12 protein-coding genes and 1 pseudogene are annotated in these 13,718 nt (G+C 72.1%); 4 read left to right on the forward strand and 9 right to left on the reverse strand.

Going from position 1 to position 13,718, the window contains the following annotated elements; translation table 11 throughout:
• Positions 1-2 precede the first annotated feature (2 nt).
• Positions 3-1,289, reverse strand: a complete 1,287-nt coding sequence (locus Srubr_RS17570) for an ABC transporter substrate-binding protein (RefSeq protein ID WP_373313342.1) — start codon at positions 1,287-1,289, stop codon at positions 3-5.
• 154 nt (positions 1,290-1,443) lie between these two features.
• Between Srubr_RS17570 and Srubr_RS17575 the strand changes: the two genes are divergently transcribed.
• Positions 1,444-2,466, forward strand: coding sequence for a LacI family DNA-binding transcriptional regulator (locus Srubr_RS17575; RefSeq protein ID WP_189989568.1), 1,023 nt, complete (start codon positions 1,444-1,446; stop codon positions 2,464-2,466).
• Positions 2,467-2,788: 322 nt separating this feature from the next.
• On the opposite strand, the gene Srubr_RS17580 is transcribed toward Srubr_RS17575, so the two are convergent.
• Positions 2,789-3,874: an endo-1,4-beta-xylanase gene (locus Srubr_RS17580; protein WP_189989570.1), complete on the reverse strand. Its 1,086-nt coding sequence runs from the start codon at positions 3,872-3,874 to the stop codon at positions 2,789-2,791.
• A 379-nt stretch (positions 3,875-4,253) separates the two neighbouring features.
• Between Srubr_RS17580 and Srubr_RS17585 the strand changes: the two genes are divergently transcribed.
• Both Srubr_RS17585 and Srubr_RS17590 read left to right on the forward strand, forming a co-directional pair.
• Positions 4,254-4,949 (forward strand): glycoside hydrolase family 11 protein, encoded by a 696-nt coding sequence (locus Srubr_RS17585; RefSeq protein WP_189989572.1) that lies wholly within the window; start codon positions 4,254-4,256, stop codon positions 4,947-4,949.
• A gap of 67 nt (positions 4,950-5,016) precedes the next feature.
• Positions 5,017-5,697: pseudogene (locus Srubr_RS17590) on the forward strand (polysaccharide deacetylase family protein); the annotation flags it as partial.
• 184 nt (positions 5,698-5,881) lie between these two features.
• Here Srubr_RS17590 and Srubr_RS17595 read toward each other — a convergent pair.
• Positions 5,882-6,814: a helix-turn-helix transcriptional regulator gene (locus tag Srubr_RS17595; RefSeq protein WP_189989576.1), complete on the reverse strand. Its 933-nt coding sequence runs from the start codon at positions 6,812-6,814 to the stop codon at positions 5,882-5,884.
• 421 nt (positions 6,815-7,235) lie between these two features.
• Here Srubr_RS17595 and Srubr_RS17600 point away from each other — a divergent pair, with 421 nt between their 5' ends.
• On the forward strand, positions 7,236-8,990 hold the full coding sequence (locus Srubr_RS17600) for a M28 family peptidase (RefSeq protein ID WP_413790258.1): 1,755 nt from the start codon (positions 7,236-7,238) through the stop codon (positions 8,988-8,990).
• 101 nt (positions 8,991-9,091) lie between these two features.
• Here Srubr_RS17600 and Srubr_RS17605 read toward each other — a convergent pair whose 3' ends face one another.
• The 6 genes from Srubr_RS17605 to Srubr_RS17630 all read right to left on the reverse strand — a co-directional run bounded on the left by Srubr_RS17605 (position 9,092) and on the right by Srubr_RS17630 (position 13,718).
• The gene (locus Srubr_RS17605) at positions 9,092-9,412 is read right to left on the reverse strand and encodes a DUF6191 domain-containing protein (RefSeq protein ID WP_189989579.1); all 321 of its coding nucleotides are present in this window, start codon (positions 9,410-9,412) and stop codon (positions 9,092-9,094) included.
• 61 nt (positions 9,413-9,473) lie between these two features.
• Complete coding sequence (locus Srubr_RS17610) at positions 9,474-10,247, reverse strand: restriction endonuclease (RefSeq protein ID WP_373313332.1); 774 nt, start codon at positions 10,245-10,247, stop codon at positions 9,474-9,476.
• 95 nt (positions 10,248-10,342) lie between these two features.
• Positions 10,343-10,705 carry a hypothetical protein gene (locus Srubr_RS17615; RefSeq protein ID WP_189989581.1) on the reverse strand — a complete coding sequence of 121 codons (363 nt, stop codon included), beginning with the start codon at positions 10,703-10,705 and terminating at the stop codon, positions 10,343-10,345.
• A 251-nt stretch (positions 10,706-10,956) separates the two neighbouring features.
• Positions 10,957-12,225, reverse strand: a complete 1,269-nt coding sequence (locus Srubr_RS17620; RefSeq protein ID WP_189989583.1) for a lytic transglycosylase domain-containing protein — start codon at positions 12,223-12,225, stop codon at positions 10,957-10,959.
• 69 nt (positions 12,226-12,294) lie between these two features.
• Positions 12,295-13,125 (reverse strand): hypothetical protein, encoded by an 831-nt coding sequence (locus Srubr_RS17625; RefSeq protein ID WP_189989585.1) that lies wholly within the window; start codon positions 13,123-13,125, stop codon positions 12,295-12,297.
• A 44-nt stretch (positions 13,126-13,169) separates the two neighbouring features.
• Positions 13,170-13,718, reverse strand: a complete 549-nt coding sequence (locus Srubr_RS17630; RefSeq protein ID WP_189989587.1) for a hypothetical protein — start codon at positions 13,716-13,718, stop codon at positions 13,170-13,172.

A 13,718-nucleotide genomic window follows, 5' to 3' on the forward strand; every position in this document is an offset into this window, starting at 1 on the left:
GTTCATTCGGTCGGGAGGGCCTGCATGGCCTGGATGAAGCCGTCCTCGTCGAGCTGTCCGTTGAAGAACTGCTGAACGGCCTGGTGCATGGGGGTGGCGGCGGTCTGCGGGTAGGCCTGGTCCCAGGACAGCTGGAAGGACTTGGCCTTGGCCACCAGGTCGTACTGGAAGCGGGAGTACTCGGGGCTCGCCGACTCGTCCAGGAACTGCGGGGTGTTGGTGGTGGTGGGCAGGTTGCCGATGGACAACTGGGCCTTGACGAACTCGTCGGAGTACATGAGCTTCAGGAACTCGGCGACGGCCTCGGGGTGCTTGGTCTTCTTCAGCACCGAGTAGAAGTTGTTGGTGTTGCCGACGACGTTCGAGGCGTCGCCCTTGCCGCCGGGGATGGTCGGGAAGGTGCCGTAGCCCAGGCCCTTGGCGGCGAAGTCCTTGGCGTCCGTCTGCTGCTGCGAGTAGTACCAGGAGCCCATCAGCTCAAAGCCGGCCTTGCCCTGCGCGACCAGGGCGGGCGAGGAGCCGTTGGTGTACTTCACCGAGTCGTAGTTCTTGCCGAACGCGCCCGCGTCGACCAGCTGCTTGAGCATGCCGAGCGCCTTCTTGCTGTCCGCGCTCGCCCAGGCGTCCTTGTCACCCTTGAGGGCCTTCTCGAACAGCCCCGGGCCGGCGACCCGGTCGTAGACGTACTCGAACCACATCAGCGTCGGCCACTGGTCGCCACCGCCGAGGGCGATGGGGGTGACGCCCGAGGACTTCAGCTTGTTCACGGCGTCGAGCAGTTCGTCCCAGGTCCCGGGCTGCTTCACCCCCGCCTTGTCGAGCACGTCCTTGTTGCTGAACAGCAGCACCGGCTGGGTGCCGCGCATGGGGATGCCGTACGGCTTTCCGTCCACGACGGAGCTGTTGTAGACGGTGGGCAGGAACTTGTCGTCGAGGTTGGGGTCCTTCTTGATGAAGTCGTCCAGCGGCATCAGCAGCCCCGCCTTGACGAAGGGCTTGATGCTGCCGCCGCCCCAGTGGAAGAAGATGTCCGGCGCCTGGGGTGTGCTGATGATGGTCTGCAGCTTCTGCTGGTAGTCGGCACCGGGAATGGTGTCGAGGACCGCCTTGACCTTCGAGGTCTTGTTGAAGGTGTCGACGATCTGCTTCTCGATCTTGTTGCCGGAGTCGCCGTAGACGAGCACGTGGATCTTGCCGTCGTTGGAGGAACCGCCGCCGCTGCCGCTGCCGCACGCGGCGAGGGTCGCCGCCAGGGCGAGGGTCGCGCCGCCCGCGACCATTCTGGACATCCGTGTACGCATGAGTCATCCGCCTTCCGAAAGTTTCGGCATAAGAGCCGAAAGTCCTGCGGCTGGACAGTAGGAGGCGGGGGAAGAAGTGGTCAACGGTCGTGCACGTACGCGGCCAAACCGTTACCCGGCGTCCGTGCCCTATGCTGCGACCATGCGCGAAGAAGCCCAGGTCGGTCGGAGAGTCACCCTGGCAGCCGTGGCCAGAGAGGCCGGCGTCTCGCTTCCGACAGTTTCGAAGGTTCTCAACGGTCGTTCGGATGTTTCCCCCGCGACCCGGGCCAAGGTGGAGCGTCTGCTGGAGGCGCACGGCTACCGTCGGCGGACCGCGGGCGCGCCGCAGGCGCCGCTCATCGAGATCGTCTTCCACGAGCTGGAGAGCGTGTGGGCGATGGAACTCATCCGCGGGGTGGAGAACGTCGCCAAGCAGAACGACGCGACGGTGGCGCTCACCGAGAGCGGGACCCGGCAGGCGCCCGGCCCAGAGTGGATCGGGGGCGTGCTGCGCCGCCGCCCGCTCGGCGTGCTGCTGGTCTTCTCCACTGTGCCGGAGGACGTGAAACGCCAACTGCGGTCACGGGCCATCCCGTTCGTCATCGTGGACCCGGCGGGTGATCCGGACCCCGACGTGCCGTCCGTGGGCTCGGCCAACTGGGCCGGGGGCATGGCCGCGACGCGTCACCTGACCGACCAGGGCCACGAGCGGGTCGCCATCATCACCGGCCCCGAGGACCTGATGTGCTCGCTGGCCCGGCTGGACGGATACCGCTCGGCGATGGCGATGGCGGGACACGAACCGGACCCGGCGCTGGTGCGGTTCGGCGACTTCCACGTCCAGGGCGGCTTCGAACACGCCATGGACCTGCTGCGGCGCCCCGACCGGCCGACGGCGATCTTCGCCGGCAGCGACCTCCAGGCCCTCGGTGTCCTGGAGGCGGCCCGGGTCCTGGGGCTGAGCGTCCCCGGGCAGCTGTCGGTGGTGGGCTACGACGACGTGCCTCCGGCCCGCTGGTCGAGCCCGCCCCTGACCACTGTCCAGCAGCCCCTCCAGCGCATGGCCGAGGAAGCGGCGCGCATGCTGCTGCGACCCAAGGACGCCAGGAAGACGGCCCTGCGCATCGAACTGGCCACCCACCTGGTGGTACGGCAGAGCACGGCTCCGCCCGGGGGGCCGTGACGGGGGGGATCAGGGGGGGCCGGGGAGGCGACGGGGGGCGGACCAGGGCGACGCTCACTCGCCTCGGCACCTCGGCGCCGGTGCGCTGCCGCCGGCCGGCGCCGGCCGGCGCCCGAACGCTCGCCGGACGGGGCGCGCCCGCGACCCCGGCGACCGGGCGCGTTCCGCACCGGCTATTCCACAACGGGGCCCGGGGCGCACATGCCCCGGGGCGCACATGCTCCTGCGGGCACCGCCCGGCGGTGCCCGCAGCAGGTCTGCCCCTCGCCGCCGCCGTAACGGACCCGCCCGCCCCTCGCGGCGGCGTGCCGGTACGCCGCCGCTACTCGGCGGACCGCGGCCGTGCCCGGCCCGTCAGTTGTTCCTGGAGGGTGCGGTACGCGGGCTTGGCGCGGTAGTTCTCGTCGAACAGGTTGGCCGCACCCTCACCGGGGAACGTGTCCGGCACCCAGGAGTACTTGTCGGTGAAGCCCCAGACGGTGAACGAGATGCAGTGCCGGGCACGCAGACAGGCGTCGAGCAGCCGCCGGTAGCCCTCGGCCTGGGTGGCCAGCTCCGCGTCGTCGGCCGGCATCTCCATGCGGACGTCCGCCTCCGTCACGGCGGTCGCCAGACCGAGCCTGTCGAAGCGGGCGAAGTTGGCCGCCATGTCGGTGGGCAGGCCGTACTGGATGCCGAGGTGTCCCTGGAAGCCGACGCCGTCGACGGGCACGCCTTCGGCCCGCAGGCGGCTCACCAGTTCGTACACGGCGTCGCTCTTCGGGCCCGTCCATTCGGTGTTGTAGTCGTTGTAGAACAGCAGGGCGCGCGGGTCGGCCTCGTGGGCCCAGCGGAAGGCGTCGGCGATGTAGCCGGGCCCGAGCTCGCGCAGCCAGATGCTGTCGCGCAGGGTGCCGTCCTCGTTGAACGCCTCGTTGACCACGTCCCATTGCCAGATCCGCCCCTTGAAGTGCCGGACGGTGTCGGTGATGTGGCGGTGCAGGATCTCCCGCAGCTGGTCGGCGGTGAAGTCGCCGGAGGTCAGCCAGGACGGCAACTGGCTGTGCCAGACCAGGACATGGCCGCGCACCTTCTGCCCGTTGCGGTGCGCGAAGTCGACGAGCCGGTCGGCGGCGACGTAGTCGTACTCGCCCTGGCGGGGTTCGATCGCCTCCCACTTCATCACGTTCTCCGCGGTGACGGTGGAGAACTCGGAGCCCGCGAGCCGTCGGTAGGCGGCGTCGTCGGCGAGCGCGGACATGTCGACGGCGGTGCCGATCCGCAGGTGGTCGTCGGCGGCGAGCTGCCGCAGCGGACGGTCCGCCGCGGCGGGGCCGCCCGCCGCGCCCGCGGGGCTCGCGGTGGTGAGCGGAAGCAAGGCGAGGCAGCAGGCCGCGGCGGCGACCGCGGTGAGGCGGGGCAGGTTCACGTGCACTCCTGGGCATCCGAAAGTTTCGAGTGTGGCATCGAGCGTTGCGTCACGCTAGACACCCACCCATACCCCGTCAACCGTATGGACAGCCAAGGTTGACCCGCCGCCTGCCAGCACGGACGAAACTTTCGGCCGCACCTCCCATGAATGCTCACCTTGTTTCGATGAAGTTTCGGAAACAGACGGATTGACCGTCGTTTCGGCACGGCCGCATACTCTCCAGCAATCGAGCCCGCCCCTGGCAGGAACGGCCCCGTCCTGGCGCATGGCACGTACATGCCATTCCATCCGCCGGCCCCACCACCCCTGCGCCCGGCACCCGCACGGCCGTGCCCGCCCCGGGCCTGGTGCTCATCCACCCCCACCAGGAGGAAACATGGACATGGACAACGCCCTCTCCCGCCCGATGAGCCGCAGGGGCTTCATCGGCCGCGCCGGCGCCCTGGCGGCGGCCACCACCGCCTCCGGGCTGCTGCTGCCCGGCACCGCCGACGCCGCCACCGTCATCACCACCAACCAGACCGGCACCAACAACGGCTTCTACTACTCGTTCTGGACCGACGGCGGCGGAGCGGTCTCGATGACCCTCAACTCCGGTGGCAACTACAGCACTTCGTGGACAAACTGCGGCAACTTCGTCGCGGGCAAGGGCTGGAGCACCGGCGGACGCAGGACCGTGAACTACTCGGGCAGCTTCAGCCCGTCCGGCAACGGCTACCTGGCCCTGTACGGATGGACGTCGAACCCGCTGGTGGAGTACTACATCGTCGACAACTGGGGCACCTACCGGCCCACCGGCACGTACAAGGGCACGGTCACCAGCGACGGCGGCACGTACGACATCTACCAGACGACGCGGTACAACGCCCCCTCCGTGGAAGGCACCAGGACCTTCAACCAGTACTGGAGCGTCCGGCAGTCCAAGCGGACCGGCGGCACCATCACCACCGGCAACCACTTCGACGCCTGGTCCCGCGTCGGCATGCCCCTCGGCAGCTTCAAGTACTACATGATCCTCGCCACCGAGGGCTACCAGAGCAGCGGCTACTCCAACCTCACGGTGAGCGGCTGACCCGCCCTTCCTCCCGTCCGCCCATCCCCGCCCGCGGTCCCGCACGACCCGAGGAGGACCCACCCGCATGCGCGCCGCACCCCGTCCCCTGCTGATCGGACTGGCCGTCGCCGTGACGGCCGTGGCCGGCACCGTCACCGCCGCCGTCCAGGCCCCTCCGGCGCGGGCCGCCGCCTGCACCGGCTACGTCGGACTCACCTTCGACGACGGCCCGTCCAACGACCGCACCCCGGCCCTGCTCAACGCGCTCCGGCAGAACGGCCTGCGGGCCACGATGTTCAACGAGGGCCAGTTCGCCGCCGCCTACCCGGCCCAGGTGCGGGCCGAGGTGAGCGCCGGCATGTGGATCGGCAACCACAGCTACACCCACCCCCACCTGACCCAGCTCGGCCAGGCCCAGATCGACTCCGAGATCTCCCGCACCCAGCAGGCGATCGCGTCGGCCGGCGGCGGCACACCGCAGCTGTTCCGCCCGCCGTACGGGGAGACCAACGCCACCGTCCAGGCGGTGGCGGCCAAGTACGGCCTGCGGCAGGTCATCTGGGACGTCGACTCGCAGGACTGGAACGGCGCGAGCACCGACGCCATCGTGCAGGCCGTGTCGCGGCTGGGCAACGGCCAGATCATCCTGATGCACGAGTGGCCGGCCAACACCCTCGCCGCCATCCCGCGCATCGCCCAGACCCTGGCGGGCAAGGGCCTGTGCGCCGGCCGCATCTCCCCGCAGACGGGCCGCGCCGTGGCCCCCTGACCGGAACGGACACGCGTCCCGGAAAGGACACCGTCCCGACGGCCGAGCGCGCTTCAGGGGTGGCCCCGGATCTCTCCGGGGCCACCCCGCGTCGCACAGCGGCCGGCCCCGGCCCCGTCCCGCCGTCCGGGGTGCCCGCCCACGGCGTCGCGGGTTGTCGGTCCACCGAACCGAGGCGGTCTCAGTCCACCAGGCCGAGGCGGGCCGCGGTCACTCCCGCCTCGAAGCGGCTGGAGGCGCCGAGTTTCGCCATGATCTGGTGCATCACGCGGCGCAGGGTGCGGTCCGAGCAGTCCAGCCGGCGGGCGATGGTGTCGTCCTTGGCGCCGGTGGCCAGCAGCGCCAGCACCTCGCGTTCCAGCGCGGTCAGTGCGGGCCCGGGGCGATCCGGTCCGGCGGGCCGTTCGGTGTGGGGGCGGGCCAGGTCCCAGGCGTGCAGGAAGACCCGGGCGAAGCACTGCGCGACGGGCCCGCTGTGCAGGATGACGTCACCGCCCTCGCCACGGGGACCGGCCCCCACCCCGATCACGACGACCGCGCGGTCCATGATGTTCATGTGCAGCGGCACCGTCGCCGCGACCCGCACCTCGACCCCGGCCTCGGCCAGCGCGGCCAGATAGCGGGCCGGCGCGGGCGAGCGCAGCGCCTGCTGGGAGGTCAGCACCCGCATGCGGATTCCGTCGGCCGCCATCTCCAGGTCCCGCGCGAGACTGGCGTCCAGGACCCGGGCCCCGGGGAAGGTGTTCCGCATCGCCAGGAACTCCTCCCGGCTCAACGCGTCGAGCTCCTCCAACCGCTGCCGGGTGCGCTCGCGGTCGGTGAAGAATTCCGTCTCCACGGTTTCCCGGGCGCCGGGCCGGGGGGCCGTCAGCAGGGACAGGACGTCGTCCAGGGCCCGGGCATCCCGGGCGAGTCCGTCGACCGTCTCCCGCAGGCGGCGCCGGTGCTCGGCGACGACGTGCCGCAGGGCGCTCTCCGGGGGGCTGAGCCGCTCCCCGCTCGGGTCCAGGAGCCGCCGCTCGGCCAGCCACCGCGTCACTTCGGCGGGCAGTCCGCGCAGTTCCTCCCGCTCGGTGGCGTGCCGCGCGTCCGATGCCCCGATCCGCTCCCTCATGGCCAGATAGGCCTCCTTCGCCTCGGAGTCCGTCGGCCGCCGACCCCGCGAAGGGTTCTCCCGCGCACGCATGCGCGCACGATACGGGCGGCTCGCACCGGAGGCCAGAGCGGTCGTGCGGCCCCGGACCCGGGGTGGTGGATCTGGCCGGGAGCGGACGCGCCGGTTTCGGCCGGGGGCGCGAGCAGGGCGGGGCCGTTAACCTCATGGCCGCCCGCCCGGTTCCTCGGGGCCTCGGCGCGCCCGTACGGCACCCGTGCCGGCGCCCGCCGGGAGGACGGGCGGGAGCCGCGATCCGGCCGGTCCCGCACGCCCGTGGTTGCCGAGGGCTTGGCATGCGCATGCTCTTCAGGGTGTCGTGGTGCGGCTCACCCGAGTCCGCCGCACACCCGGCGTTTCCTCCACCCCACAAGGAGACATGGTGCTACGACCACGAAGACTGTCCCTGGCGGGCCTGGCGCTGGCCACGGCCGCCGCGGGCCTCACCCTGCTGCCCGCGAGCGCCGAGGCGGCCCCCACGGGCCACCTCCCCACGGCGGCCCACGCCCCCGCCCTGGCCGCCGCGCCCGACATCGACGTCACCAGAGTGCAGGCGCACCTCACCGAGCTGAACGCCATAGCCACCCGCAACGGCGGCAACCGCCGCTCCACCGGCCAGGGTTACCGGGACTCGGTGGCCTATGTGAAGGGCAAGCTCCAGGCGGCCGGTTACACCGTCACCGAGCAGCCCTGCACCTCCGGCTGCACCAGCGGCGCCGGCCCCAACCTGATCGCCGAGTGGCCCCGCGGTGACGCGTCCAAGGTGTACATGTTCGGCGCCCACCTGGACGGCGTCTCCGCCGGCCCCGGCATCAACGACAACGGCTCCGGCAGCGCCACCCTCCTGGAGGTAGCGCTGAAACTCGCCGAGACCGGCCCCTCCATGGCGGCGCGCGTCCGCTTCGGCTGGTGGACGGACGAGGAGCAGGGCCTCAACGGCTCGGAGTTCTACGTCCGTTCGCTGACCTCCGCCCAGCGCTCGGCGATCAAGGCGTACTACAACTTCGACATGGTCGCCTCGCCCAACGGCGGCTACTTCATCAACCACATCACCTCGGCCGCCGCCGCGCCGATGAAGGCGTACTGGGACTCGCTGAACCTCCAGCCCGAGGAGAACACCGAGGGCGCGGGCCGCTCCGACGACTACTCCTTCGAGAACTACGGCATCCCGACCTCCGGTTACGCGATGGGCGCGAGCGCCCGCAAGACCTCGGCGCAGGCCGCCAAGTGGGGCGGCACGGCGGGCACCGCGTACGACCGCTGCTACCACTCCGCGTGCGACACCACCAGCAACATCAACGCCACCGGGCTGAACCGCAGCGCGGACGGTGTCGCCTACACGCTGTGGAAGCAGGCGGTCTCGGACACCGCCCCGGCCAACGACTTCTCGGTCTCGGTGAACCCGGGCACCGGCAGCACCGACCCGGGGTCCTCGCTGACCACCACCGTGGCCACGGCCACCACCAGCGGCTCGGCGCAGACGGTGAACCTGTCCGCCTCGGGTGCCCCGGCGGGCGTCACGGTGTCCTTCAGCCCGGCCTCGGTGACCTCCGGTGCCTCGTCCACGGCGACGGTCTCCGTCGGCTCCTCCGTGCCGCCGGGCACCTACCCGCTCACCATCACCGGCACCGGCACCGCCACGCGCAGCGCCTCCTACACGCTGACCGTCAAGGGCGCCGGGAGCTGCACGCCGTCCCAGGTGATCTCCAACGGCGGCTTCGAGAGCGGTACGTCGCCGTGGACGGGCAGCACAAGTGCGATCGGCACGTTCAGCGGCCAGTCCGCGCACTCCGGGTCCCGGTACGCCTGGCTGGCGGGGTACGGCTACGCCGCCACCGACAGCATCGGCCAGACGGTGACCGTCCCGGCGGGCTGCGCGCAGGCGACCCTGAGGTACTGGCTGCACATCGACACCGCCGAGTCGGGCACGACGGTGTACGACACCTTCCAGGTGAAGGTGAACGGGACCGTCAAGCAGACCTACTCCAACGCCGACGCGGCCACCGGGTACACCGAACGCACCCTGGACCTCGGCCAGTACGCCGGCCAGCAGATCACGCTGACGTTCACGGCCACCGAGGACTCCGGCCTCCAGACCAGCTTCGTCGTCGACGACGCCACCCTGACGACCGGCTGACCGCACGCACGCCGAGGGGGAGCCGGACCGCCACTCCCGGCTCCCCCGCCACGGGTCCTGTGTCCAGGCCGCACCGGGCCGACGGCGCTCGGACACGTCTCCTACCGGTCCCGCCGGGGCATCCGGACCACCGCGGTTCCTCCGTCCAGGTCCACCGTGGTCCTGTTCGGCGGCGCCCCGTCGTCCTCGTGGTCCGGGACGACCAGCGCCGACTGCCGTTCCTTCAACTCGTGCTGCTTGCCCGGCGACAGGCTCGCGTGCAGCTGCTCGAATCCGGTGGCCGCTATCTGACCCTGCCGCGCGCCGTTGCGCCACGGCAGCGCTCCGGCCCGTCCCGCGCGCAGCAGCAACTGGTCGGCGAAGGCCAGCAGAGTCAGTACGACCACCAGTCCGGGCAGGGTCATGAAGAAGACGAATGCCATACACCAGTATCCGGACCCCGGCCGGCCGGCGGTCAACCTCCGAACCCGGGCCCGATCCCGGTCAGCATCCGCCGGCGGTGTCCACGAGCATCCAGGGTGCCGGACCGGTGCCGTCGTGCCACGCCCGCAGGGCCGGCCGGCCGACACACACGATCCCGCACTGTTCGGCGTACTCGGCGGCCGGTGCGGTGAAGTCGCTGGTGGTGACGAGGACCGCGACATCGGCCTCGTGCACGGTGAAGCACGTGCCGCCGAAGCGCTGCAGGTCCTGCGAGCCGACCCGGTGCCCGTCGCCGTAGCGCTTGCACTGGATGACCACCCGCCGCCCGTCCGGTGCCACGGCCAGTACATCGGCGCCCAAGTCCCCGGCCCCGCCGACGACTTCGACCCCGGTACAGCCGTCCCGTTCGCACAGCCCGGCCACGGCCCGCTCGAACTCGTCGGCGTCCAGGGCGTCGTAGTCGTAGGCACGGTCGTACCCGGCCGCATCGGCGAGGTGCCGGTGGCCGGCGGCCGGGGTGCCCGCCGCGGGCGCTTCCCACTCCTCCAGCGCCGTGTGCACCCCCTCCTCCAGTGCCGCGGCGGCCCGCCGGGCGGTCCGGGCACCGAAGAGGCGGCGCCGTCGGCGGCCCCACGCCAGGACGGCGGCGAGACCCGTCAGGCACAGCACGGCCACCCAGGCGGGGCGCCGCTCGGCGGTCCCGGCCAGCGTACGGACGGCGAAGCCCAGGACGCACAGGAGCAGGGCGAGAAGCACGAAGAACAGGGCGGTCGAGCGTAGATCGAACGACCGGCGGCCGGTGCGCGGTCGGATGCGGCGTGCGGGCATGGTCACGAGGTGACGCCCCCTTCCCTGACGGAACGTGAAGATCACATCCGTCTGCCCGCAAAGCCCGCGCTCCCTTCACCCCCGGGGGCGACGGTTGATGTTCACTGGGCCTGGTCCGCGTAACGACGGAGTTTCTGGACGCACACGTCCATGTGGGCCCGCCAGCTCAGATATTCCCGGACCACCATGCGCCTGCTGTCCTCAGGCGGAAGTCCGTTGCCGCGGACACCGAAGTTCCAGCAGACGATCGCATCGATCATGAACTGAGTGCTGATCTGTTCCGCCTCCCGGATCACCTCCTCGGCCGCGGCCGCGAACGCCGGCTGACGCACACCACGGGCCGTGCGCCGCACCTCCGCCAGGCCGCGCGTGACCGTCCTCTTCAGCAGCTCGTGATCGACGCGCTGCCTCAGCATCGCCTCGTGGTCCCTCTTCGCCGCCCGGCGACGCAGCCAACCCGTCATCGGCGATTCCTCCCCCTCGGTCCTGCCCGGGCGCACCGGCGCATCTCGGGCCTGGCCGGGAAACGTGGACGAGGCGTCCCGCGCGCCGCTCAGCGGGGCCCGAGCGAAGCCGACGCCGAGCGGACGGCGGAGGCACGCACCTGTCGGACCCCCGTACTGACTTCTGCCTCACGGTACCGGCACACCACCCCGGGCGCGGGCGATATGCCGGAATACCGACGGCAGTGCTCCGTCACCTTTTCGGCCGGCTGTCACCCGGTCACGGCGGTGGGGCACGGCGTCGGGCTCGCGGAGCTGCTGGGGGTGGGGGACGGAGTGGCGGATGAGGTGGCGCAGTCGTCCGGTTCGGTGGGCGACGGGCTCGGCTCGGCCGTCGGGGCCGGTGTGGTGGACGGTGTCGGACTGCCCGTCGGCTGCCCGGGTGACCGGGAGGGCTCCGGGCTCGCCGGGGGCGTCGTCGGAGCGGAGGGGGTCGGGGCCGGGGAGGCCGATGTCGGGGCAGGGGTCGGCGAGGGAGCGGAGGGGGACGGCCCGGGGTTGCCCGGCGGGGTCGGGTCCGGGCCGACGATGATGTCCCCGTCGCCGTCCCCCGCGCCTTTGTTCCCCGCGCCGCCGCCCGCGCCGTCGGCGGGCTCGGCCGCCGGTGTGTCGCCGCCCGCGCCGGGGCTCCGCGGCGGCACACCCGTGCCGTCCGGTACGGCGTGGACTCCCCCGCTGTAGAACTCCAGCCAGCGCCTGACCAGTTCGAGGTAGGACCGCGAGTGGTTGTAGCTGAGGACCGCTTCGGCCTGGTCGGCGTTCCGGCTCAGGTCACGGTCGCCCGCGCACAGGTAGTGTCCGGCCGCCAGGGCCGCGTCGAAGACGTTGTCCGGGTCGGCCCGGCCGTCGCCGTTGCCGTCCGTGCCCCAGCGGGCCCAGGTGGAGGGCAGGAACTGCATCGGGCCCACCGCGCGGTCGTAGCGCCGGTCGCCGTCACGGGACCCGCCGTCGGTGTCCCGGATCAGGGCGAAACCGCGGCCGTCGAGGGCGGGCCCGGTGATCCGGCGCGTGGTGGTGCCGTCCGGGCCGACGGCGCCGCCGCCCGCGTGGCCGGATTCGACCTTGCCGATCGCCGCGAGCAGTTCCCAGGGCAGTCGGCAGCCTGGATCGGTCCGGGCGACCGAGGTCTCGGCGGCCCGGTAGGCACGCAGCACGGTGGCCGGGATGCCGGACTGGGCGCGCGTGTCGCGCAGAACGGCCGGGGAAGCCACGCCGGACCGCACGGCCAGGGGCGGCAGTTCCGTGTGGTACGAACCGTCGCCGGGCGGGGCGGGTTCGGCGTACGGGGCGTTTGTGACCGGCCGGTGGTCCTCGTCGGCCGGCGGTGCCGCGTGGGCGTCCTTCGCCTCCTCGGTGCGGCCGGTGAGGCCGGGCGCCTGGGACGCGGTGAGGGCCGCCACGACCGTCACGACGAGGGCGGTGCTCCGCAGCCCCTTGCGGGTCCGGACGGTGAGCGGGCGTCGTGCGCGGCGCATGGACATCGCTGGTGTCACTCCCGTGGTTGTCGTGGGCTTCGCGGTGGCGCACTCGATGGCGTGGTCGCGTCGTCCTCAGCGGCCGAAGGTGTCGATGCCGGAGACGAGCCACCGCCCGTCGCGGAGCACGACGTCCACGGCGAGCATCGCTCCCGCGTACACGCCCTCGTCCTGTTTCCCGCGGGTCCCGGAGGTGCTGACGCTGCTCTGGTCGGCGTAGACCAGGACCCGGGCCCGGTCGCCGTCGATGCGTTCGACCGCGCTGTCGGTGACCGTCGTGGTGATCACCGCCTTCTGCGCGTCGGCCCGCTTGCGGACATCGGCGAGCAGGGCGCGGTGCTGGGCGACGGCCTTCCCGGTGAGGAGGTCCCCGGCGGCCTTCTTCAGCGCGCCGGGGTCGGTGTGGTCGTAGGAGAAGAGCCGGTCGACGGCTTTGGCGGCCTGCCCCTTGATCTCGCTGGTGCGGGCGAGGTCGGTCAGCGCGGTGTTGCCCAGCGCGGGGTCGTCCCGCAGGGCCTCGGCCTTGGCGTGCGCCCAGCCGGCGAAGCCGCCGAGGAGGAGGGTGAGGGCGCAGAGGAGTGCGAGGGCGGTGCGGTGGTGGGGGCGGCCGGCCTCACCGGCGGGGGGCGGAGGGCCGTCCGGCTTCCGGTCCCGTGCCGTGTCCGGGGCCCTGACTGCCGTTCGGGCGGATCGGGGGCGTACGGCCGTCGCGTGGGTACGGGTGCGAGGTGCCGGGCGCTCCGACTGTTCCGGCTGCCCGGCCTGCCCCGGCTGCTTCGGTTGCCCCGGCTGCTTCTGCTGCTTCGGTTGCCCCGGCTGGTTCTGCTGCTCCGGGAAGGCGGCGGGCCGGGTGTCGCGCGACTGGCGGCGCCGCTCGCGGTTGATGTGGTGGCGGGTCGTCGGCATCGTGCGGTGTCCTCTCGTGCGGGCGGCGGGCGCGGACGGAACGGTCAGCCGGCCGAGGCGCCGCCCACCGGGGCCTGTCCCAGGGCGCTGAGCCGCCACTGGCTCTTGGTGCGGGTGAGTTCGCCGAACATCCGGCTGTCCTTCTCGGTCTTCGCCCCGTCGGACGCCTTGACGGTCACGCGCAGGGCGACCAGTACCCGGGCCCGCCCGGCACGGTCGTCGAGCTCGGTGACGGCGCCCGACAGCACCCGGGCCGTGGTGACCGTCTTCGCCGCCTTCACCTGATCGGCGAACTGCTCGCGCCCCGAGGCCAGTTGCTCGTGCAGCTCGCCGGTGGTGGACGACTCCCACAGGTCGAGACCGCGGTCCAGGTCGCGGTGGTCGAGGGTGTTGAGGTTCTGCACGGCCTGTTCCCCGGCGGCGAGCGCCTCGTCCCGCTGGGCGGCGTACGCCGACCGGTCGTCATGGGCCGCTTCGTACCAGTCCTCGCCCGCCCACGCCGCGAAACCCGCCGCGCAGAGGACGAGGGCGAGGGACAGCGCGGTCAGTAACCGCGGACGTCTTCCGGCGAGGACACGCGGGGTACGTGGCAT

Source organism: Streptomyces rubradiris, assembly GCF_016860525.1.
GTDB classification, from domain to species: domain Bacteria; phylum Actinomycetota; class Actinomycetes; order Streptomycetales; family Streptomycetaceae; genus Streptomyces; species Streptomyces rubradiris.

Bases quoted from the DNA above. Each gene is read 5' to 3' on its own strand.
- Srubr_RS17570 (WP_373313342.1), bottom strand. From the start codon at position 1,289: ATGTCCAGAATGGTCGCGGGCGGCGCGACCCTCGCCCTGGCGGCGACC.
- Srubr_RS17575 (WP_189989568.1), top strand. From the start codon at position 1,444: ATGCGCGAAGAAGCCCAGGTCGGTCGGAGAGTCACCCTGGCAGCCGTG.
- Srubr_RS17585 (WP_189989572.1), top strand. From the start codon at position 4,254: ATGGACATGGACAACGCCCTCTCCCGCCCGATGAGCCGCAGGGGCTTC.
- Srubr_RS17595 (WP_189989576.1), bottom strand. From the start codon at position 6,814: ATGAGGGAGCGGATCGGGGCATCGGACGCGCGGCACGCCACCGAGCGG.
- Srubr_RS17605 (WP_189989579.1), bottom strand. From the start codon at position 9,412: ATGGCATTCGTCTTCTTCATGACCCTGCCCGGACTGGTGGTCGTACTG.
- Srubr_RS17615 (WP_189989581.1), bottom strand. From the start codon at position 10,705: ATGACGGGTTGGCTGCGTCGCCGGGCGGCGAAGAGGGACCACGAGGCG.
- Srubr_RS17620 (WP_189989583.1), bottom strand. From the start codon at position 12,225: ATGTCCATGCGCCGCGCACGACGCCCGCTCACCGTCCGGACCCGCAAG.
- Srubr_RS17625 (WP_189989585.1), bottom strand. From the start codon at position 13,125: ATGCCGACGACCCGCCACCACATCAACCGCGAGCGGCGCCGCCAGTCG.
- Srubr_RS17630 (WP_189989587.1), bottom strand. From the start codon at position 13,718: ATGCCACGTACCCCGCGTGTCCTCGCCGGAAGACGTCCGCGGTTACTG.